We start from the raw sequence: 19,770 nt of genomic DNA, 5'->3' as shown, positions 1-19,770 counted from the left end.
CATCGACGACAGCCAGCAAGGCCGCTACCAGGAGTCGGTCGCGAAGCTGCGCGCCGCGCTCGCCACCGAGAGTGACTCCGTCCCGGTCCATTACCTGCTGGGCATCGACTACTTCCGCCTCCGGGACTTTCCGGCGGCGGTGGCCCAGTTCCAGCGCGTGCTCGAGCTCAGCCCCGACTACACGCTCGCGCTCTACTACCTCGGCCTGTCGTACGCCCAGGCGGGCGACAACCAGAACGCCATCTCCGCGCTGCGCCGCACGCTCGAGCTCGACGCCACGAACTACTCGGCCGCGTTCAATCTCGGCGTGGCTTATGTCAGGCAACAGCAGCCCGCCGAGGCGATGGCCGCCTTCCAGCGCTCCATCGAGATCAATCCCGCTTACGCCCAGGGATACCGCGCATTGGGCGAGATGCTGCTCGCGCAAGGCCAGGTGGACGATGCGCTCGCAGCCGCCCGCAAGGCGGCAGAGCTCGCGCCCGAGCTGCCCGGCATGCACGTCTCGCTCGCCCGCGTGCTCGAGGCCAAGGGCCTGCACGAGGAAGCGCGCGCCGAGATGGAAAAGGCCCGCGCGCTCGGGACGCCGCGATGAAGCGCGCCTTCGCCACCGTGCTGCTGCTGCTCGCCGCCGGCGGCGCCCTCGCGCAGAAGTCCGCGCCGGCACGGAAGGCGGCAGCCGGCAGGCCGAACGTCCTGCTCATCACCATCGACACGCTGCGCGCCGACCGCGTCGGCTGCTACGGCTACAAGGAGATCAAGACGCCGGCCATCGACGGCCTCTGCCGCGACGCCATCGTCTTCGACCGCGCCATCGCGCAGGTGCCGCTCACCTGGCCGTCGCACGTCGCCATCCTCACCGGCACCTATCCCTTCTGGAACGGCGTGCAGGACTTCACCGGTCAGCCGCTCCGCCCCGGCGTCGCCACGCTGCCCGAGGCCATGAAGCGCTCCGGCTACGCCACCGGCGCGGTCGTCAGCTCGTTCGTCCTCGACCGCAGCTTCGGCATGGCCCGCGGCTTCGACTCCTACTACGACGCCTTCACCGGCAAAGCCTTCATGGAGAAGGACCTCGGCCTCGTCGATCGCCGCGCCGGCGAGAGCGTCGACCACGCCCTGGCCTGGCTCAAGCAGAAGCGCGCCGGCCGGCCCTTCTTCTTCTGGCTCCACCTTTACGACCCGCACAGCCCCTACGCGCCGCCCGAGCCCTTCGCCTCCGAGTACCGCGACCGCCCCTACGACGGCGAGATCGCCTACGCCGACAGCCAGCTCGCCCGCGTCTTTGCCTGGCTCAAGCAGGCCGGCCTCTACGATTCCACGCTCATCGTTCTGACCAGCGATCACGGCGAGTCGCTCGGCGAGCACGGCGAGCGCGAGCACGGCTACTTCATCTATCAGTCGACCACGCACGTCCCGTTGGTGGTGAAGCCGCCGCGCGGCAAGTTCTCCCAGCCGCGCCGCGAAGGCGCCGCCGTCGAGACCATCGCCATCCCCGCGACCATCCTCGAGATCCTCGGCCTGCGCGACTCCATCCAGAAGCAGTTCCAGGCGCCCAGCTTGCTGCGCGCCGACGACACCTCGCTCGCCTACGCCCAGACGCTCTATCCCTACAGCTCCTTCGGCTGGAGCGCGCTTCGCAGCCTGGAGAACGCGCGTTACCACTACATCGAGGCGCCCCAGCCGGAGCTCTACGACCTGGACAACGATCCCAACGAGCAGCGCAACCTGCTCGGGCCGCAGTCGCCGGCGGTGGGCGCGGCCCTCAAGGAGAAGCTCGCGCAGCGCATGAAGGATTTCGCTCCGCCCGAGCTCGCCGCCGGCGGCGAGCAGCTCGACCCCGAAGCTGCCGGCAAGCTGCGCGCCCTGGGCTACATGGCGTACAAGGCGCCGGTGCCGGAAGGCGGCACGGCTGCCGCGCTTCCCGACCCCAAGTCGAAGCTGGCGGAGTTCAACGCCATCCTGCAGGCCACCGACCTGCTCCAGCTCGGCCGCTTCGCCGAAGCCGAGGCCGTGCTCGCCCGCGTCCGCGAGACCGACCCGAAGATGTACCTCATCCCCTTCCTGCTGGCCGAGGGCTACACCCGCGCGGGTGACGTTCCGCGCGCGACCGCGGAGTTCCGCAAGACGCTTGAGTTGAATCCCACCTTCGACCAGGCCATGCTCGGCTTGGCGCGGACGCTCCACGCCCAGCAGCAGGACGAAGAAGCGCGGACATGGCTCAACAAGGCCCTGGAGCAAAATCCGCGCAATTTCCGTGCATGGTACCAGCTCGCCTGGATCGAGTTGGCGCAGGGGCGCGAGCCGGAAGGCCTCGCCGCCTTCGAAAAGGTGCTCGAGATCCAGCCCAACTTCGGCCTCGCGTACCGCGACTTGGGGATGTTCCGCATCCGCCAGCAGGATTACCCGAACGCCGCGAAGCTGCTCGGCCGTGCCGCGGAACTAGGCGTCGAAGAGGCGCCGCTCTATAACTTTCTCGGGATCGCCCTTGGCCAGACCGGCAAGCCGCAGGCGGCGCTCGAGAGCTATCAGCACGCGGTCAAGCTCGATCCCACGCTCGCAGAAGCGCGCCTGAATCTCGGCATCGCGCTCTACCAGGCCGGCCGCCGTGCCGCCGCCAAGCCCGAGTTCCAGGAAGCCTGCCGCTTGCGGCCCCAGTTCTGCAGCTACACGCCCGCGGACCTGCGCTGAGTGTCATCCTGAGCCGAGGGCGGCGAACGATCTCATCGCCCATCCTTATCCCTGAGCGCGCGTCTTACTGCTTCGCGCTGCTTCCTTCCAGCCGCCCCAGCACCGCGCGCGCCTGCGGCGCCAGCGGGTCATCGGGGAAGCGCGTGAGGAAGGCGTGCAGTTCCGCGATGGCGAGCTGCCTCTTCTGCTGCTGCAAGTACAGGTTCACCAGCTCCAGGTGGACCTTGGGGTTGAGCGGGTCGAGCTCCTGCGCCTTGCGCAGCTCGCGTTCCGCGGCATCGTTCTCGTGCGTCCGGGCCAGCACGGTCCCGAGCAGGAAATGCCCGAGCGCCACCTGCGGCTGCCGCCGCAGGCCTTCCTCCAGGATGCGCCGCGCCTCGGGAAAATTTTCCGTGAGCAGGAACACGTTCCCAAGGTTGAAGTACGCCTGCGTATCCCCCTGGTTCAGCTTCAGCACCGACTCGAACTGCTCCCGCGCCAGGTCGAATCTCCCCTGCGTCACGTAGGCGGTCCCCAGGTTGTTGTGCGCGGGATAGAAGTCGGGCGCGAGCGTGAGCGCCTGCTCAAAGTGCTTGATGGCCTTCTCCAGCTTTCCCTTATCCTGCTCCTTCACTCCCGCCTCGAACTCCTTGATGACCTTCTTGGGAAACTCCTTCGCGTAAGAGGCGTCGACAACGTAAGGATTCTGGCCTGCGACCTGCGGCTGCGGTACGGCGGGTTTCTCGGGGGGTTTGGGGATCAGAGTGATGTTCAGGATGTTACTGCGCGTGAACACTGGGTTGACGGACACGTCCTCGCTGTACGGCTGGAAGCGCTCGTCATTCACTTTGACGTGGTACAGGTTCGGCACGAGGAACAGGAAGGAGTAGCGCCCTTCGTCGTCGGTCCACACTTCGTTCACGACCGCGCCACGCGCCTCCAGCGCAACCTTGATACGGGATGGAGGGTGGCCGCTGCGCGCGATGCTGATCTGTCCCACGATCGAGCCCGTGTCGTTCTGCGGCGCGGCCAGCGGGCAGCCGGCCACCAGGAAAAGCCCGAGCGCGAAGAGCGCCGAAGCCAGGGAGTACCGGCCGGGTTGTGTCACAAGACCCCTCCGTTGACCGCAATGAAAATGGGGCCCGGCTCGTCGCCGGGCCCCATCGGGTTAGGTTCCGTCCGGTTAGAAGCTGAGCTTCAGGCCGAACTGGAGCTGGCGCGGGTTGAACGTGCCGCCCGACTGGCCGAAGAACCCGACGTTCACGCGATTGTTGGGGCTCGCCGGCAGTTGGAAGTTCGTGTGGTTGAAGGCGTTGAACATCTCGGCGCGGAACTGCATGTTCACCCGCTCCGTGATCTTCAGGTTCTTGAAGATCGACATGTCCACACCGAAGAAGCTCGGACCCACGAACGTGTTGCGCCCAAGGTTGCTGGTGCAAACCTCGCCCGCGTCGCACGGCTTGAAGAAGAACCCATCCGTGATCGGGCAGGTGCCGAGGAAAGCGCAGTTGAATGTGCCGCTGCCCCAACCATCGGCCCACTGGTCGTGTGAGGGGTCGAAGTTGTTGGCGATCGCACTGGGCCGGTCGTTCGCGACCGCATCCTTGTTGAAGTCGCAAGGACGAGATTGGAAGCCCGGCGCCGCGCGGTTGCACCACGGGCTCCAGTGCGCGCCCGTCTGGAAGCTCCAGATGCCGTTCAACTGCCAGCCACCCAGCACGTGTCCGATGAAGCCCTGCTGGTCCCTGTACCAGGGCAGCTCGTACACGTAGTTGACGACCAGCCGGTGACGGATGTCGTAGATCGAGTTGCCGCGATCCAGACCCGGCAAGCTGTAGTCGAGGCTGTAGCCCTCACCCGCCGCCGCACCATTGGCCGAGGTCGCGCCGCTATGCCAGGTGGAACCATCGTCGATCGAGTGGCTCCAGGTGTACGACGTGTTCAGCGTGAGGCCGTGCCACGCCTGCAGGCGCAAAGACGCTTGCAGGGCGTTGTAGTTCGAACTCGCGCTGTTCTGCCAATTACGCATCGTGCCGTAGTTCGCGTTCAAACGGCCGGTGTCGTTGACTGGCGTGCCGGTGATTGGGTTGATGGCGCTGTTCAGGCGGCTGCACACCGTGCGGCCGAAGTTATCGACCACGCAGGTGCCCTCGTCCAGACGGCCGCCCGGGATGCGGTTGATGTCCTGCGCGCGGAACAACTTGTGTCCGGCCGTGCCCACGTAGTCCAGCTCAAACACCATCTTCGGCATCAGCTCCTGCTGGATGCTGAGATAGAAGTTGTGCACGTACGGGTCGCGGATGCCCTCCGGCAGGATGATGCCGGTCAGGCTCGCGCGGTTCGGGTTGGTCGAGGCCCAGCCCTGGATGTTGCCCACGCCCGTGGCCTCAGTCGGCGAGCCCTGGTTGTTGTCAGGACACGGCGGACCGACGAACGAAGCGGGCAAGCACGCGGGGTTCTGCGGGCCATAGAAGATCTGCTCGCTGCCGCTGACCAGGAAGTTCGTGGCCGAGTTGAAGGAGTAGTACGGCAGGTTCCAGCGCGAGTTCGAGAGCGGGTTGTAGAGCGTGCCCTCGTACGAAACGCCGTAGCCGCCGCGCAGCGACGTCTTGCCGTTGCCCCAGATGTCCCAGGCGAAGCCGACGCGCGGACCCCAGTTGTTATGGTCGCCGGCGCCCAGTGAGTCTGCCGGCCCGAAGCCGCCCGGACCGCACACGCCTTGCAGTTGCGCCGTCGCCACCTGCGCGGCTGTGTCGCAGCCCGGCAGACCAGCCTGGATGTTGGCGTCCCGCAGCCAGCCCGCGCCCGTCGTGATGTCGTCGATCGGGTGCGTGCCAGGTCCGGGATAGAACAGCGTGACCAGGTCGTTCTCCTCGGTGTGCCGCTGGTAGAGGTCGTAGCGGACGCCCAGGTTCAGCGTCAGGCGCGGATGGATCTTCCAGTCATCCTGCACAAAAACGCCGTGCTCCCAGTTGCGCCAGTGGCGGACATTGGTCGACAGGTGGGCCGACGCGCAGCTGAACACCGCCGAAACGCAGGGCTGCACACCGTTCGCCTGGAAGTAAGGCGCGTCCACCGAGAAGAACAGCGGATCGAAGAAGTAGTACGACGGGCGGCCGACGTTGAACTCCGAGTTCTCGATGTTCCGCTTGAGGTCGTACCCGATCTTGATGCTGTGGTGGCCCTTCGTGATGGAGACCATGTCGCCGTAGCTGTACACGTTCTCCTTGAAGAACTGCGGATAGCCCGAGTAGGAGCCGAAACCAAGCTCCGCCGTATCCCAGTAGATGTTGGGCACACCCGGCACCGCGGTGTTGTTCAGGAAGATGTTGCCGGTGTAACCCGCGTGGAACTCGTTCAGGAACGTGGGCGAGAAAGTGTGCACCCAGTTGAACGAGAAGTGCGGCAGCACCGTCTTGGTTGGGTTCACGAAACCGCGCGCGCCGGCCGCGTTCTGCGGACCGAAGTCGTCGTTCGTCTTGAGCCACTTGAATTCCGTGAAGAGCCGGTCATTGTTGCTGGCATTCCAGTCCAGACGCAGCGAGGCCTCGTTGCCGTGGTAGAGGTTGCCTTCCACCTGCGACTTGGAGATGCGGGCCGCCTCGTTCATGAACACGTTGTCGCGGCTGCCGAAGGTGCCGGCCTGTACCGCCAAGGGAGCGGCGCAGGCGAGACCGGTGAAAACGTTAGGGTTCGTGTAATCGTTCGCCGTTACGCCGATGATGTTGGCCATCGCCTGAGCGTGCAGCATGCCTGTCGGGTCACCCACCAGGCCGGCATAGGTGTCCGGGCAAAGCCAGGAACCCATATCTGGCGCCGTAGGTCCAGCAGGTGCGCCGGCCACATCGACCGCCCACGCATTCAGCGTCTGGAAGGGCGTGCCAGGAACGGTCGAAGGGAAGCTGCTATACAGCAACGCCGAAACTTCACCCGGCTGTCCGATGACTGCCGCCGCCTGCACGGCCGCTGACCACCCCGGGGACTCCGGGTAGACGATCGAGGGCGTCAACGAGGTAACGAAGCGATCACCTTGGTAGGACGCGAAGAAGAACAGCTTGTCCTTCATGATCGGGCCGCCGAACGTTGCGCCGAACTGGTTGAAGCGCAGCTCCGGCTTGTCCTCACCCGTGAGCGCTTGCAACTGCGCGTCGGTTCCGCTGCGCTTGATGAAGAAGTCGTTGGCGTCAAGGTTGTCGTTGCGCAGGAACCACCAGACCGAGCCGTGGTAGTTGTTGGTGCCCGACTTGGTCACCAGGTTCACGTTGGAGCCCGCGCTGGATCCGTATTGCGCCGACATGTTGAGCGTCAGCTGCTGGAACTCCTGCACCGTGTCTTCGATGGGGATGTTGTTCGCGCCGCCGCTCAAGCCCTTGTTCGAGGTGCCGTTGACCAGGAATCCGTTGAAGTTCTCGCGCAGGCCGTTGACCACCGTGCCGTTGCCGTTCTCCGACATCACGCCGCGCACGTTCACCGCACCCGGCGCCATCTGGATCAGGTCGTACACGTTGCGGCCGTTCAGGGGCAGGTTCTGGATCTGCTTGCTGCCTACCACCGTCGCCAGCTTCGAGTCTTCCGTCTCCACCGCCACCGCGCCCGACGTCACTTCGACCGTCTCGGTGCGCTCACCGATGGTCATCTTGTAGTCCATGCGGGTGCTCGTGCCGGCGTTGACCACGACGTTGCTCGAGGTCGCGGTCTTGAAGCCCTGCGACTCGACCGTCACGCTGTACGTCCCCGGCGGGATTTCCGTCAGGCTGAAGAAGCCCGTGTCGTTCGTCGTCGTGCTCTTCGAGAAGTTGGTCGCCGGATTCTTCGCGGTGACCGTGGCGTTGGCGACTGCCGCGCCTTGTGGGTCGGTCACTGTGCCGCGCAGCTGACCGTTCTGGACCTGGGCGAATACCGTGCTCGCCAGCAGGACGACCGTCAGTAGCACCGCAAACTTGGCAAGGGTAGAGGGCTTCAGCATTTTCGTTTTCCCCTTCAGCAGCTTTTCAGGTTTAGGAGCCCGACTGCAGGACCGCTTCACAGCAGCCCGGTTCAACAGAGGAACCACTTAAAGTTGGAAAAAGCCCGATATATGAATGTGAGCTCAGTCACAGCCCAGTGACAAGACTCACGTATCCCCGCTAACTACTTAGCAATAAAGGGCCCACTGGCAAAACCGTTTGTAAACATAGAGTTACAAATGTTTGCACAGGCGGGTCTATGGAGAGTCATAGCTGACCCTCTCGGCGGGCTACTGTTTTTCGTAGAAATGTCGCAAAACGACCTACCGGCGGCGGGGATTGCCGCGCTGGAAGGGTAACCTCCGGACGACGCCCTTCCCTTCCTCGATGATGAGATCTTCATCACTCTTCTGGTCGCGGATCGTGTCCACCTGCCCCGACGGCCACCGGATCTCGATGCTCTCCGCCTTGGTCGCCGCTCCCAATCCGAAGTGCGCGCGCGGGTCGCTGGCGGAGAGGTAGCTGCTGTTGGCGCGCACCTCCTGCATCTGCTTCACCCCGCCCGCGGTCACCGTGATGCGCGCTCCGAAGCCGTCGCGATTCGACTTCGTCCCCACCAGCTTGATGCGCACCGCGTGCTGCTGCGGCGCGCTCGTGTTGCGCAGCAGCACCGGTGAATCGGCGAGGTGGCTGACCAGCAGGTCGAGCGTGCCGTCGTTGTTGAAGTCGCCCACCGCGGCGCCGCGCGCCACCCGCTTCGTGCGGAACGCCGGGCCCGCTTCCTGGCCTACCTCTTCGAAGGTGCCGTCCTTCTTGTTGTGGAACAGCAGGTAGTGCTCCGCGTAACTGACGCCGAAGTCGTGGCTGTCCACCTGCGGGTTCACGTGGCCGTTCGCGACGAAGGCGTCCGCCCAGCCGTCGTTGTCGTAGTCGAAGAACTTCATCCCGAAGCCGAGGAACGGGATGCTCACCGGCCCGAACGCGCTCGGCCCGGCCACGTCGGTGAACTCGCCCTCGCCGTCGTTGTGGTAGAGGTTGTTGTGGTCGTCGGAAAAGTTCGTCTTGGCGATCGACTGGCGGCCGCTGTGGTCGTAGTCGGCAGCGTCCACGCCCATGCCCGCCTGGTCGCGCCCGTCGGCGTTGTACGCCACGCCCGCCTGCACGCCGATCTCGCTCAGCCCGCCCTTGCAGTCGCCCTGGTACAGCAGGCTGGGGGAGGAATCGTCGGCCACATAGATGTCGGCGCAGCCGTCGTTGTCCACGTCCACCCACAGCACGCCCAGTCCGTAGGCGCCGCCCGGGTCGATGTTCAGCTTCTCGCTCACGTCGGTGAAGGTCCCGTCCCCGTTGTTGCGATACAGCCGGTCGCGCGACCCTTTCAGCCCCCGCGGGCCGCACGATACCGGGATGTTCCGGTAGCGGCAGAATACCGAGCTCCCGAATACCGGCAGCGCGTTCAGGTCGATGTCCACGTAGTTCGCGATGTAGAGGTCGAGCAGTCCGTCGTTGTCGTAATCGCCGAAGCCGGCGCTCGTGCCCCAGCGCCCCGGGTTTCCGGCACCCGCCTTCTTCGTGACGTCCGTGAAGGTCCCATTGCCGTTGTTGCGATACAGCACGCCGTGATCGAAATAGGTGAGGTAGAGGTCTTCGTAGCCGTCGTTGTCGAAGTCGCCGGCCGCCACGCCGAATCCCCAGTCGGCGTGCGTCAGGCCGGCCTTGGCCGTGACGTCGCGGAACGTCCCATCGTGCTGGTTGTGGTAGAGCTTGCTGGCAGGACTCTTCCCCGCCCGGCGGTCTTCGAGCGTCGAGCCGTTCAGCAGGAAGATGTCGAGCCAGCCGTCGTTGTCGTAGTCGAAGAACGCGACGCCCCCGCACATCGCCTCGAGGATGAACTCCTTCTTGGCTCCGCCGCACGTCAGGGTGAAGTCGATGCCCGCGGCCTTGGTCACGTCCTCGAAGCTGACTCCGCCCGCCGCCGGCTTCTCCGCGGCGGTCCTCTGCGCGCTCGCCACACCGGCCAGCGCAGCCCATAGTGCGCACATCAGCAGCACTCGCCTCATCTCCGCACCCTCCCCGTCGCCATGCCACCTTCCTCGCTCACCTGCTGTTTCAGTTCCTGGAAGCGCGCGCGCTCCTGCTTCGCCTCTTCCGGCCTCCCCAGCCGCTCGAAAGCGCGCGCCATCAGGAAGTGCGGGCTCGGGTCGGCAGGATCGAGCGCGCTCGCCTGCTGCAGCGCGGTCACCGCGCCGGCATAGTCTTTGGTCGCCACCCGCGCCTTGCCGAGGTCGTAGAATGCGTCCGCATTCCGCGGGTCCACCTGCGCCGCTTTCGCCAGCGGCGGAAGCGCGCTGCGCGCCGCGCCCGTTTCCAGCAGCGTGTGCCCCAGCTGGTAGAGCACCTCCGGGTGCTCCGGTGACTTCGCCAGCTCCTTCTTATATTCCGCGATGGCCTGCTGGTTCTGCCCCAGGCTGGCATACGCGAATCCCAGGTGGTAGTGCCCGAGCGGGACCTTGGGATCGAGCCGTAGCGCCGTTTTGAACTCCGCGATGGCGCGCACGCTCTGGTTGGCATTCTGGTAGGCGCGGCCGAGCAGGATGCGCGCCATGGGCTGGCGCGGCGCCAGCTTCACCGCGGCCTGCAGCTCCCTCACCGCCTCCGGATACCGGTTCTGGCTGGAGTAGACCAGCCCCAGGTCGTAGCGGACGTCGGAGTTCGCGGGCCGCAGCCGCGCGGCTTCCTGCAAGTGCGCTTCGGCCTGCGCGGCGTCGCGGCTCTGGAAGTACGCGAGTCCCAGCCAGTGCTGCAGGTCGGCATCTTGCGGGAACCTGGCGACGGCGGCGTTTCCAGTCGCGATGGCTTCGCCCAGCCGCCTGGTCTGGACATAGCTGAGCAACAGTCCGCGCATGATCGCTTGGGTATCGCCGAGCGCCGCGCGCGCGGCCTCGAACTCGCGCGCCGCGGTCGCATAATCGTCGGCGCGCAGCGCCGCCTGCCCGCGCGCCAGCGCTTCCGAACCCTGCTGGGCTTGCGCCCAGGAAGGCGCGGCGAGCAGGAGTGCGAGCAAGAGTGCGGCCGGTCGTGAAGCCATGGCGGCGATGAATAACGGAGAAGGTGCCAAGCTAACACGAATGCGCGCGCCCGGCCAACCCACGCCGGCCCACTCCGCGATATAATCGCCAGCACTTCACCACCTCTCGGGAGGAACCGCTTTGAAGTCTCGGCCCACGGCTCGCTCTTTCGTCCTGCTCTTCGCGCTGGCTCTCGCCGCACTGCCGACGTTCAGCGCCGACACGCCCAAGCCCCGCAAGGTCACCCTCAAGGGAACGCTGATGGACATCGCCTGCGCCACCGAGCGCGCCGACGATCTCGACACCCTCCGCATCAAGCACACGAAAAAGTGCCTGCAGATGCCGGAATGCGAGAAGAGCGGCTACGCCCTGCTCACCGCCGACAACAAGGTCGTCCGCTTCGACCCCGCCGGCAACGAGAAGGTGAAAGCGCTCATCGCCTCCACCCAGCAGGAGAAAGAGCTCCTGGTGAAGGTTTCCGGCAAGCTGGAAGGCGATCGGCTTACCGTGAAGAAGGTTTCGCTCGTCCAATAGGACGCCGCACGGGAACGCATGCCGCCGCTCTCCCGAATCCGGGGTTGGAAGCGCCTCACGACGCTGTTCGCGCTCGTGGCCGCCGCCGCGCTCCTCGGCGCCGCGCTGCCCGTGCTCGCCGGCGACCAGCAACCCGCGCCGCCTCCGCCTTCCAAGCCGGAGAAGGTCACGCTCCCGCACCGCTACGAGTACCGTTTCGGCGACAACCCGTTCCTTCCCAGCCAGGCGCTCAGCGCCACCGGCACGTTCATCCCGGCCAAGAAGTTCCCGACCGCGCAGTGGTGCGCCAAGTGCCACCAGGAAGTGCACCAGCAGTGGCGCGAGTCCGCGCACGGCAATTCTTTCCGCCCGCCCTGGTACCTGAAGAACGTCCAGATGTTGATCGACACCAAGGGCATCGAGTACACGCGCCACTGCGAGGGCTGCCACAACCCCATCGCGCTCTTTTCCGGCGCGCTTACCAAGGCGGCGAAGGTGGACCGCGGCTTCGATACCGACGGCATCACCTGCATGGTCTGCCATTCCATCGAGCGCCTGCAGAACACCAGCGGCACCGGCAGCTACGTGATGGGCGTCCCCGCGGTGATGCTCAACGAAGACGGCTCGCCGCGCGAGAAGGTGGATTACGACGACATCCTCGCGCGCCCCGACCTCCACAAGCGCGCCGTGATGAAGGATTTCTATCGCACCTCGGAGTTCTGCGCCGCCTGCCACAAGGCCGCCGTCCCGAAGATCCTCAACGATTACAAGTGGCAGCGCGCCTTCAGCGTCTACGACGAGTGGCAGCAATCCTCCTGGTCGCGCCAGAGCCCGCTGCCCTTCTATAAGAAGACCGAGGTCTCGACCTGCCAGACCTGCCACATGAAGCCCGGCGACGTGGGCGACTACGCCGCCGCCGGCATCGCTGGCAAGAAGCAGGCGGCCTCGCACCGCTTTCTCGGCGCCAACACTGCCATCCCCACGCTCTTCGAGTTCCCTGACCAGCTCCGCGCCCTCACCAAGTTCCTGCAGGACGACCTGTTCGGCATCGATGTCTTCGCCATCCAGAAGAACGGCACGCCGGTCCAGACCATCGCCCCGCTCGGCACGGAGAGCTTCCGGCTCGCCGCCGGCGACGACCTCACCGTCGCCCTCGTCATCCAGAACAAGAAGATCGGCCACAGCTACGTGCCCGAGCAGCGCGACTTTTACGAATCATGGGTGCAGTTCAAGGCGACCGACGCCGCCGGCAAGACCATCTACGAGAGCGGCTCCCTCAAGCCGGACGGCTTCCTCGACGAGCGCGCCCACAGTTTCACCAACCGCCTGATCTCGCGCGACGGCAAGCTGCTCGACCGCCACCAGGTCTGGGAGACGCGCGCCCGCGCCTACGACAACACCATCCTGCCCGGCCGCAGCCAGCTCGTCCGCTACCGCTTCCGTCTCCCGGAGAGCGCGCAGGGGCCGATCACCGTCACGGCGACCATCCGCTATCGCCGCTTCCGCCGCGGCTACAACAACTTCATCCTCGGCAAGAGCGTCGACTACCCGGTCATCGACGTCGCGTCCAAGAGCGTGACCTGGAACCTGGGCGAGAACGCCGCCGCGCCCGCCGCCGCCGACCCCATGCTGCGCTGGAACAATTACGGCATCGCGCTGCTCGACCAGCAGCAGTATCTCGACGCCGCCGACGCCTTCGGCCGCGTCACCGTGCTCAAGCCCGATTACGCCGACGGTTGGATCAACCTCGCCATCGCCAACATCTCCTACCAGAACTACGTCGGCGGGCAGATGGCGCTGCAGCGCGCCCTCGCGCTCGAACCGGAGAACGCCCGCGCCAGGTACTACTACGCGATGATCGACCAGGCGCAGGGCCGCCTCGACGCCGCCGCCGAAAAACTGCGCGCCGTCATCGCAGCCTATCCCCGGCTCCGGCAGGCGCGCGCCGACCTCGGCTTCGTCTACTACCAGCAGAACAAGTTCCAGCTCGCACGCGAGCAATACGAAGCGCTGCAGACCATCGACCCTGACGACCTCAGCGCGCACTACAACCTGGCGCGCATCTACCGCCGCCTGGGGATGAAGAAGGAAGCGGCCGTGCAGAACGCCTACTTCAACGACCGCCGCGACGACCCCTCCGCGCAGTCGCAGGCCGAGACCTGGCTGCGCTCGCATCCCGAAGTCTCGCTCGAGACCGTGCCGTTCCACCTGCATCTCGCGCCCAGCGAGACGCCGCAGACCGCCGTCGCCGACCAACCCAAGAAGTAGCAGAGGGGTGAAAAAGAAAGGGCACGGCTTCAGCCGTGCCGCTCCGCGCTTCCATATTGTCATCCCGAGCGCCGCGCGCGGGAGTCCGCCGCGGGCGGACGACCAGGCGCAAGTCGAGGGACCTTGCGTTCCCGCGACCTACTTCGCCGCCGGCGCCGCCGGCGCGCCCTTCGCGCCGTACCGCTTCGCCAGCAGCTCCCGCACCTCGTTGGGATAGAACTTGAACGGGCCGTTGCCGCCCACATACATCAGCCGCTTGTCCGCGTCGATCACGTACAGCCGCTCCGGCCACGCCGCGTACAGGTTGTTCGCAGTGTTGGCCATGGTGTCCACCACCAGCGGCGGAGTGAAGTTGAAGCGCTTCGAGAAGTCGTTGGCGATCACCAGCCGGTCCTTCAGCGACTTCGGCTGCGCGTAGCACACGTTGTCGTTCTCTTTCAGGTTCGACTTCATCTGCCACTCGTCTTCCGGGTGCGCCTCGCGCACGTAGACGGTCAGGAAGTCGACGTCGCCCTTGTAGTCCTCGTACATCTTGCTGATGTCGCCGACCTGGCGACGGAAGGGCGGTCAGGTGTAGCTGCCGAACACCAGCACCAGCGGACGCTGCCCGATGCGGTCGTACAGGCGCACGCGGGTGTCGCCGTCGAGCGCGACGGCTTCGAAGTCCGGCGCCTGGTCTCCTGCCTTCAGGTTGCCGAGCTTCATGTGCGGCAGCGCGTAGCGCACCATGCCGTAGGCGTCGCGCGGGCTGCCCGCCAGGTAGCAGAGCGCGCCGAACGCCGCGCCCGAAAGCACGAGCAGGACCCCCAGCGCCCAGATCAGTTTCTTCCGCATAGTGATGCGGCCAAATATACCATCATCGGCGGCGCATCTAACCCTGCATGCCGCGCGAACCCATCCGCGTCGAACCTGAGGTGTTGCCGCCGGACCGCGACTCGCGCCCGCGCCTCCCGGACTCCACCGGAACCCTGACCGACGAGAACCTCGAGCACCTCGCGGCCCTGCTCGACGACTTCCTGCGCATCCCCGGCACCCGGCTGCGCTTCGGCCTCGACGCCATCGTCGGTCTCATCCCCGGCGTCGGCGACATGCTCAGCTCGCTCGCCTCCTTCGTCATCATCTACGCCGCCTGGCAGCGCGGGCTGCCCAACGTCACGCTCGCGCGCATGGTCGCCAACGTCGCCATCGACACCATCGTCGGCGCCATGCCCTTCCTCGGCGACCTCTTCGACGTCGCCTGGAAGGCCAACCGCATGAACATGCGCCTGCTCCAGCGCGACGCCGAGCGCCGCCATCGCCAGACCTGGCGCGACTGGCTCGTCCTCATCGCGCTCGGGCTCGTGCTCCTCGGCCTCGCCCTGCTGCCCTTCGTCGTCCTCTACGGGATCGTCTGGCTGCTCCGCCGGTAAGCGCCGGCTACTTGCCTGCTCCGGCGGCGGCGGTCTTCTTTAGCACCGCTTCCAATGGAACCGTTTTCTCTCCATCGCTCCAGGTGAGGCCCGTTGCCGTCTCCGGGACGACGAAGTAGAACACGACCGCGGACTTGTCCTCCTTGGACGCGCTCACGGAATACTTCTTCTGCGCCGAGTCGGTGAGCGACATTTTCTTTTCCGAGGGCAGCGCGTCCGCTTTCTTGCCCTCGAAGTGGAAGCGGTACACCACCTTGCCTTTCGGCGGCTTCACCATCTCCTCGCACATGCCGCCCCGGCACCCCGCGCTGAGGACCCATGTCGGGTAGCCGTTGGTCAGCTCCGCCGAGACCAGCGTTCCGAACGTCGTTTCCGGAGGCGGTGGGGGAGGTGGTGGTGGCTGCGGCTTTGCCGCGGTTGCAGCCGGCGCGGGCGGATCCGACTTCGAGCACGCCGAAAGCAGCAGGCCGGCGACGATCAGGGAACCGAGAAGCACCGTGCGGATGCGCATCATAAAAGCACCTCTGTCGTTGAGGAGCAGGGCCGCCGGGAGACGCCGCATTGTATCCGGGGTGCTGGCTCGGGGCACGTTAGAATGGAAGCCGTCGGGGCGTAGCGCAGCCTGGTAGCGCACCTGCCTTGGGCGCAGGGGGTCACAGGTTCAAATCCTGTCGCCCCGACCATCTCCTCTTTCAGCCCATCACTTACCGCGGCCTACAATATCCGCACCCTTCTTCCGTCTACAGCCGTAGTGTGAACACAGCGACTTGGCTCACGGAAGCAGGGCTCACCGACCGGATGCCGTGCGAACAGGACCAGCGGATCACCGAGGTCGTCCAGCGGGAGCGCTCCCGCCTGCGCAACTTCATCCGCCGCCGCGTCCCCGACCCCACCGAGGCCGAGGACGTCCTGCAAGACGTCTTCGCCCGCCTGGTCGAAGCCCACCGCCTGCTCATGCCCATCGAGCATGTCACCGGGTGGCTCTTCACCGTCGCGCGCAACCGCATCACCGACCTCTTCCGCGAAAAACGCCCCGAGCCCTTCTCGGACCTGTCCGCGTCCGACGACGAAGACGACGAGCTGCGCTTCGAGGACCTGCTGCCCTCGCCCGACGCCGGCCCCGACGCGCTCTACCTGCGCCGCGCCGTCCTCGAGCAGTTGCTGGCCGCGCTCGGCGAGCTGCCGCCCGAGCAGCGCGCCGTCTTCGTCGCGCACGAGCTCGAGGGCCGCAGCTTCCGCCAGATGGCGGCCGACACCGGCGTGAGCATCAACACGCTGCTTGCCCGCAAGCGCTACGCGGTGCGCCACCTGCGCGCGCGGCTGCAACAGATCTACGACGACTTTATGAAGGAGTAAGGCATGACACGTGGAATGAAGATTATCCTGATCGCCCCGCTCGCGCTCGCCGCCATGGCCCTGTTCATCTTCCTCGGCGGCTGGGTCGTGATGAGCCTGTGGAACTGGCTGCTGCCGCCGCTGTTCGGCTGGCACACGCTCACCTTCTGGCAGGCGCTGGCGCTGCTGGTGCTGTGCCGCATCCTGTTCGGCAGCTGGAGCAGCGGGCGCGGGCACGGCGGCGGCCGCTGGCGCGAGCGCATGCGCGCCCGCATGGAAGAGAAGTGCCGCAACCTCTCGCCCGAAGAGCGCGAGGCGTTCCGCCAGAAGATCCGGCAGCGCTGGGGCTTCGACCCCGGCGCGCCCGCCGAACCGAGGCAGCCGTGAGCACCGGCCCCTCGCTCCATCCGACGAAACGCGACACCCGCCGCCTTGGCCTGCTCTATCTCCTGATCGGCCTGGGGGAGCTGTGGTTCATCCTCTCGCTGTTCAAGGGTCCCGCGCCGCAACGACTAGCACCGATGACCGCCTAGGACGGCGGCGCTATTCCCGCGACGTGTCCTGCTCCGCCTCGGCGCGCCACGTGCGGCCGCAACCGCCGCACTTCCATCGCGGGCGGCCGATGTGGATCGGCAAGCCAACGAACCCTGTCATGAAGAACGTCGCCGGCTTGTGGAACCCCTCCTCGGAAACATCTTTGCTGCCGCACCCCGGGCATTGCGGCTGCTTGAATTCGCCATCCGTGTCAGGTTGAAAGTCATCGGCAGGAGCGCTCAGAACCTCGCGCGCCGACTCTTCGTTCTCGGGATCGACGTGGAGCGTCGCCCCGCCGATCAGGTTCGACCAGAACCAGTCCAGCCGCACCATGTTGTCGTTGTACAGAAAAGCTTCTATTCCAGCGGACTCGAGCCGACCCTTCGCCAGCAACGCCTCCGGAAGATCCCGGAAACGTGCGATCCGCACCAGCGGGCGGTCTTCCAGCACGTCTTGCACTCGTGGCGTCGGCTCCGGTCCGGGCTCGAGCCTTCTGCGCTCCATCTCGCTCTGCAGCAGGCCGCGCGCCTGCTCGGTCAGCTCGTCGCTCTCCTCCGCCAGCTTCAGCAGCTCGCCGTCGGCCATCCCGGCGTACATCGCACGCAGGCGCTCTCGCTCGTTGTCGTGTTGCTCCGTCACGCATCCGAGGATAGTACGGCCGCCGGCGTGCCGTCAGCCCCGGGGCATGCTGCTAGAACGGACGGAACGGCGGCGAGCCGTACCGCGCCTGCATCAGCAAGTGCACGATGGGATAGCCGTACGCCAGCAGGATGAGCACGATCGCCACCACCGTCCACAGGCCGTAGCGATCCCACATGCTCGCGACCGGCGGCCGCAGCGACGCCGCGAACTCGAACGCCGGCGCCTCGCCCTTCTTTCCCCCGAGCCAGGTCGCGACCGCGACCGTCACGTAGCACAGCGCGCTCACCAGCAGGACCACGGCGCCCACCGCCGCGATCACCGTCAGGGTGTGCCACTGCGCGCCCTGCTCGCCGTTGAGGCTCGCGCTGTACACCCGCCGCGGCAGCCCGCGGATCCCCGCGATATGGTAGCTCGTGCTGAACAGCGCCATCCCCAGGATCCACAGGTAGGGTTGCGTGATCGCCAGCGCGCGGAAGCGCAGCGCCCGCCCCGTCATGCGCGGCAGCAGCCAGTACGTCCCGCCCATGAAGGACAGTCCGACCGTTGTGCCGACGGTGACGTGGAAGTGTCCCTGGATCCACGCCGTATTGTGGATCATGCCGTTCATGGCGTAGGCCGCGTTGATCGCCCCGCCCCACCCGCCGAACACGAACGCGATCATCGCCAGCGCGATCGACGCGAAGAACGGGTCGCCCCACGGCAGCTTCCGGATCCATCCGAACAGGCCGGTCCCGCCGCGCATCCGCCCCGCCACCTCGAGCGACGCCACGATGGTGAACGCCGTCACCAGGCTGGGATAGATGACCGCATACGTCAGCACCGTGTGCGCCAGCTTCCACCCTGAGCTGATGCCCGGGTCCACGAACTGGTGATGGAATCCCACCGGCGTCGAGAGCAGCACGAACAGGATGAACACCATGCGCCCGAGCGAATCGCTGAACAGCTTTCCGCCCGCCACCTTCGGCAGCACCGTGTACCACAGCACGTACGCCGGCAGCAGCCAGAAGTAGACCAGCGGATGCCCGAACCACCAGAAGAATGTCCGCGCCACCAGCGGGTCGATCGTCGCCACCCAGCCCAGCGACCACGGGATCAGCATCCCCACCACCTCGACCGCAAGCCCCGCCGTCGCGAGGTACCAGATCAGGATGGTCGCGATCATGCCGTGGATCGCCAGCGGCGCCGGCACTCCCGGGTTCTCTTTCCGCCAGCTGCGATAACTCGCCAGCATCACCCCGCCCCAGATCCACGAGGCCACCACCAGCAGCGTCGCGCCGATGTAGAACGAAGGCTTCGCCTGCAGCGGCGGGTAGAAGGTATAGAGCACCGTGCTCTCGCCGCGCAGGATGCTCACCGCCGCCATCACCGAACCCGCCAACGACATCACGAACGCGAACCAGGCCGCCGCCTTGCCGACGACGCGTCCCAGGTTCACCTCCGCCAGCGCGTACCCGAGCCCCATGATGAAGTACGTGGTGAACACCAGCGCCATCAGCACGCCGTGCGCCGTCACCGAGACGTAGAACAGCGATTCATCGCGCCGCGGAAAGCTGATGTCCGCGATGGAGAGCGCCTGCAGCACGCCCATGAACGACGCCACGGCGAACGCCGCGATCGACACTCCGATGTGGCTGCCCGCGAGGGCGAAGCGTCCCTTCATTTCGCCTCCTTCGCGATCAGCTTCCCCACCATGTTGTGGTGCATCACGCCGCAGTACTCATTGCACCCGATGGTGTACTCGCCCGGCTTGAAACTGATGGTGAACTCCGTCACGTATCCCGGGATGGCCATCGCGTTCGCGTTCGTGCCCACCACCTGGAAGCCGTGCATCACGTCGGAACTGGTGAGCCGGAACGTCACCGGCCGGTTCGCCGGCACCTCGATCGGGTCGGGCGTGAACGCGTACGTCTCCGCCAGCACCACCACCACCACGCTGCCGTCCGCACGCTCCTTCACTCCCGGCTGGCTGAACTCGGGATGCTCCAGCAGCTTCGTCGGGTCCACCGTCTCCAGCTTCCCCGGCGGATGCACCGCGCTGCTTGCTGCGCCGATGACGATCGTTCCCAGGAACAGCGCCAGCAGTCCGGTCGCCGCCCACATCCAGATCTTTTCGTAGAACTCCACGTTCATGGCGGCTCCTAGTGTTGGTGTGGCGCTCCGCGCTCCAGGAAGATGAGCACGTACGTGGCAAGCCACGTCAGGGCGAACAGCAGCCCGAAGATGATCATGATCGCCAGCGTCCCGCGTGGCGTCTCGATGGCGGGGTCGTGGGCATCCGTGGGTGGTGGGGCCGGTGGGCGTTCGCTCACTTCGTCCTCCTCAAAGTTCGCGTGACGCTAAATGTCTCACGGCTTTGCGGTCTGTGATGAACGTCACAAAGAAATTCTTGCC

The 19,770-nt window shown here is 66.1% G+C and carries 18 protein-coding genes, 1 tRNA gene and 1 pseudogene; 9 read left to right on the top strand and 11 right to left on the bottom strand.

The genetic code is table 11. The annotated features are described in order from the left end of the window. Both VLA96_04545 and VLA96_04540 read left to right on the top strand, forming a co-directional pair. The coding region (locus VLA96_04545) for a tetratricopeptide repeat protein (protein HSE48455.1) at positions 1-592 on the top strand (592 nt) is incomplete at its 5' end. Continuing rightward, positions 589-2,685: a sulfatase-like hydrolase/transferase gene (locus VLA96_04540; GenBank protein HSE48454.1), complete on the top strand. Its 2,097-nt coding sequence runs from the start codon at positions 589-591 to the stop codon at positions 2,683-2,685. The genes VLA96_04545 and VLA96_04540, both read left to right, overlap by 4 nt. Before the next feature lie 64 nt (positions 2,686-2,749). On the opposite strand, the gene VLA96_04535 is transcribed toward VLA96_04540, so the two are convergent. From VLA96_04535 to VLA96_04520, 4 genes are all read right to left on the bottom strand, one after another. After that, positions 2,750-3,772, bottom strand: coding sequence for a tetratricopeptide repeat protein (locus tag VLA96_04535; protein HSE48453.1), 1,023 nt, complete (start codon positions 3,770-3,772; stop codon positions 2,750-2,752). Positions 3,773-3,847: 75 nt separating this feature from the next. After that, a complete protein-coding gene (locus tag VLA96_04530) occupies positions 3,848-7,630 on the bottom strand; it encodes a TonB-dependent receptor (GenBank protein ID HSE48452.1) in 3,783 nt (1,260 codons plus the stop codon). A gap of 303 nt (positions 7,631-7,933) precedes the next feature. Continuing rightward, positions 7,934-9,670: a CRTAC1 family protein gene (locus VLA96_04525; protein HSE48451.1), complete on the bottom strand. Its 1,737-nt coding sequence runs from the start codon at positions 9,668-9,670 to the stop codon at positions 7,934-7,936. After that, positions 9,667-10,698 (bottom strand): tetratricopeptide repeat protein, encoded by a 1,032-nt coding sequence (locus VLA96_04520; GenBank protein HSE48450.1) that lies wholly within the window; start codon positions 10,696-10,698, stop codon positions 9,667-9,669. The genes VLA96_04525 and VLA96_04520 overlap by 4 nt, the downstream gene beginning before the upstream one ends. 121 nt (positions 10,699-10,819) lie before the next feature. Between VLA96_04520 and VLA96_04515 the strand changes: the two genes are divergently transcribed. Both VLA96_04515 and VLA96_04510 read left to right on the top strand, forming a co-directional pair. Continuing rightward, on the top strand, positions 10,820-11,212 hold the full coding sequence (locus VLA96_04515; protein HSE48449.1) for a hypothetical protein: 393 nt from the start codon (positions 10,820-10,822) through the stop codon (positions 11,210-11,212). 18 nt (positions 11,213-11,230) lie between these two features. Further along, positions 11,231-13,459: a tetratricopeptide repeat protein gene (locus VLA96_04510; GenBank protein HSE48448.1), complete on the top strand. Its 2,229-nt coding sequence runs from the start codon at positions 11,231-11,233 to the stop codon at positions 13,457-13,459. Positions 13,460-13,597: 138 nt separating this feature from the next. Here the strand turns inward: VLA96_04510 and VLA96_04505 are convergent. After that, positions 13,598-14,014 (bottom strand): annotated as a pseudogene (locus VLA96_04505) (deiodinase-like protein). Between the two features lie 12 nt (positions 14,015-14,026). Then, positions 14,027-14,293 carry a hypothetical protein gene (locus VLA96_04500; protein HSE48447.1) on the bottom strand — a complete coding sequence of 89 codons (267 nt, stop codon included), beginning with the start codon at positions 14,291-14,293 and terminating at the stop codon, positions 14,027-14,029. Positions 14,294-14,340: 47 nt separating this feature from the next. Here VLA96_04500 and VLA96_04495 point away from each other — a divergent pair, with 47 nt between their 5' ends. Continuing rightward, positions 14,341-14,868: a DUF4112 domain-containing protein gene (locus VLA96_04495; protein HSE48446.1), complete on the top strand. Its 528-nt coding sequence runs from the start codon at positions 14,341-14,343 to the stop codon at positions 14,866-14,868. Between the two features lie 7 nt (positions 14,869-14,875). Here VLA96_04495 and VLA96_04490 read toward each other — a convergent pair whose 3' ends face one another. Continuing rightward, entirely contained in the window at positions 14,876-15,382 is a 507-nt protein-coding gene (locus tag VLA96_04490) for a hypothetical protein (GenBank protein ID HSE48445.1), read from the bottom strand. 92 nt (positions 15,383-15,474) lie between these two features. Here VLA96_04490 and VLA96_04485 point away from each other — a divergent pair. From VLA96_04485 to VLA96_04470, 4 genes are all read left to right on the top strand, one after another. Next, positions 15,475-15,551 (top strand) — tRNA-Pro (locus tag VLA96_04485). Between the two features lie 115 nt (positions 15,552-15,666). Continuing rightward, positions 15,667-16,224, top strand: a complete 558-nt coding sequence (locus tag VLA96_04480) for a sigma-70 family RNA polymerase sigma factor (protein HSE48444.1) — start codon at positions 15,667-15,669, stop codon at positions 16,222-16,224. Positions 16,225-16,239: 15 nt separating this feature from the next. After that, on the top strand, positions 16,240-16,590 hold the full coding sequence (locus tag VLA96_04475; protein ID HSE48443.1) for a hypothetical protein: 351 nt from the start codon (positions 16,240-16,242) through the stop codon (positions 16,588-16,590). Then, positions 16,587-16,736 carry a hypothetical protein gene (locus tag VLA96_04470; GenBank protein HSE48442.1) on the top strand — a complete coding sequence of 50 codons (150 nt, stop codon included), beginning with the start codon at positions 16,587-16,589 and terminating at the stop codon, positions 16,734-16,736. Before VLA96_04475 ends, VLA96_04470 begins: the two co-directional genes overlap by 4 nt. A 10-nt stretch (positions 16,737-16,746) precedes the next feature. Here the strand turns inward: VLA96_04470 and VLA96_04465 are convergent, their stop codons facing one another. The 4 genes from VLA96_04465 to VLA96_04450 are packed head-to-tail and all read right to left on the bottom strand — an operon-like array spanning position 16,747 to position 19,688. Beyond that, entirely contained in the window at positions 16,747-17,376 is a 630-nt protein-coding gene (locus tag VLA96_04465) for a hypothetical protein (protein ID HSE48441.1), read from the bottom strand. 52 nt (positions 17,377-17,428) lie between these two features. Beyond that, a complete protein-coding gene (locus VLA96_04460; protein HSE48440.1) occupies positions 17,429-19,039 on the bottom strand; it encodes a cbb3-type cytochrome c oxidase subunit I in 1,611 nt (536 codons plus the stop codon). Beyond that, a complete protein-coding gene (locus VLA96_04455; GenBank protein HSE48439.1) occupies positions 19,036-19,509 on the bottom strand; it encodes a cytochrome c oxidase subunit II in 474 nt (157 codons plus the stop codon). The genes VLA96_04460 and VLA96_04455 overlap by 4 nt, the downstream gene beginning before the upstream one ends. 8 nt (positions 19,510-19,517) lie before the next feature. After that, positions 19,518-19,688: a hypothetical protein gene (locus VLA96_04450; GenBank protein HSE48438.1), complete on the bottom strand. Its 171-nt coding sequence runs from the start codon at positions 19,686-19,688 to the stop codon at positions 19,518-19,520. Positions 19,689-19,770: the final 82 nt, after the last annotated feature.

Source organism: Terriglobales bacterium (genome assembly GCA_035457425.1).
GTDB lineage: Bacteria > Acidobacteriota > Terriglobia > Terriglobales > Acidobacteriaceae > JACPNR01.
The sequence above is the reverse complement of the archived record's forward strand: the minus strand, read 5'-3'. Positions and strand labels throughout refer to the sequence as shown.

Excerpts from the sequence above, each read along its gene's own strand:
- VLA96_04540 (HSE48454.1), top strand. The coding sequence starts at position 589 with ATGAAGCGCGCCTTCGCCACCGTGCTGCTGCTGCTCGCCGCCGGCGGC.
- VLA96_04530 (HSE48452.1), bottom strand. The coding sequence starts at position 7,630 with ATGCTGAAGCCCTCTACCCTTGCCAAGTTTGCGGTGCTACTGACGGTC.
- VLA96_04525 (HSE48451.1), bottom strand. The coding sequence starts at position 9,670 with ATGAGGCGAGTGCTGCTGATGTGCGCACTATGGGCTGCGCTGGCCGGT.
- VLA96_04520 (HSE48450.1), bottom strand. The coding sequence starts at position 10,698 with ATGGCTTCACGACCGGCCGCACTCTTGCTCGCACTCCTGCTCGCCGCG.
- VLA96_04510 (HSE48448.1), top strand. The coding sequence starts at position 11,231 with ATGCCGCCGCTCTCCCGAATCCGGGGTTGGAAGCGCCTCACGACGCTG.
- VLA96_04500 (HSE48447.1), bottom strand. The coding sequence starts at position 14,293 with ATGCGGAAGAAACTGATCTGGGCGCTGGGGGTCCTGCTCGTGCTTTCG.
- VLA96_04495 (HSE48446.1), top strand. The coding sequence starts at position 14,341 with ATGCCGCGCGAACCCATCCGCGTCGAACCTGAGGTGTTGCCGCCGGAC.
- VLA96_04490 (HSE48445.1), bottom strand. The coding sequence starts at position 15,382 with ATGATGCGCATCCGCACGGTGCTTCTCGGTTCCCTGATCGTCGCCGGC.
- VLA96_04480 (HSE48444.1), top strand. The coding sequence starts at position 15,667 with ATGCCGTGCGAACAGGACCAGCGGATCACCGAGGTCGTCCAGCGGGAG.
- VLA96_04475 (HSE48443.1), top strand. The coding sequence starts at position 16,240 with ATGAAGATTATCCTGATCGCCCCGCTCGCGCTCGCCGCCATGGCCCTG.
- VLA96_04460 (HSE48440.1), bottom strand. The coding sequence starts at position 19,039 with ATGAAGGGACGCTTCGCCCTCGCGGGCAGCCACATCGGAGTGTCGATC.
- VLA96_04455 (HSE48439.1), bottom strand. The coding sequence starts at position 19,509 with ATGAACGTGGAGTTCTACGAAAAGATCTGGATGTGGGCGGCGACCGGA.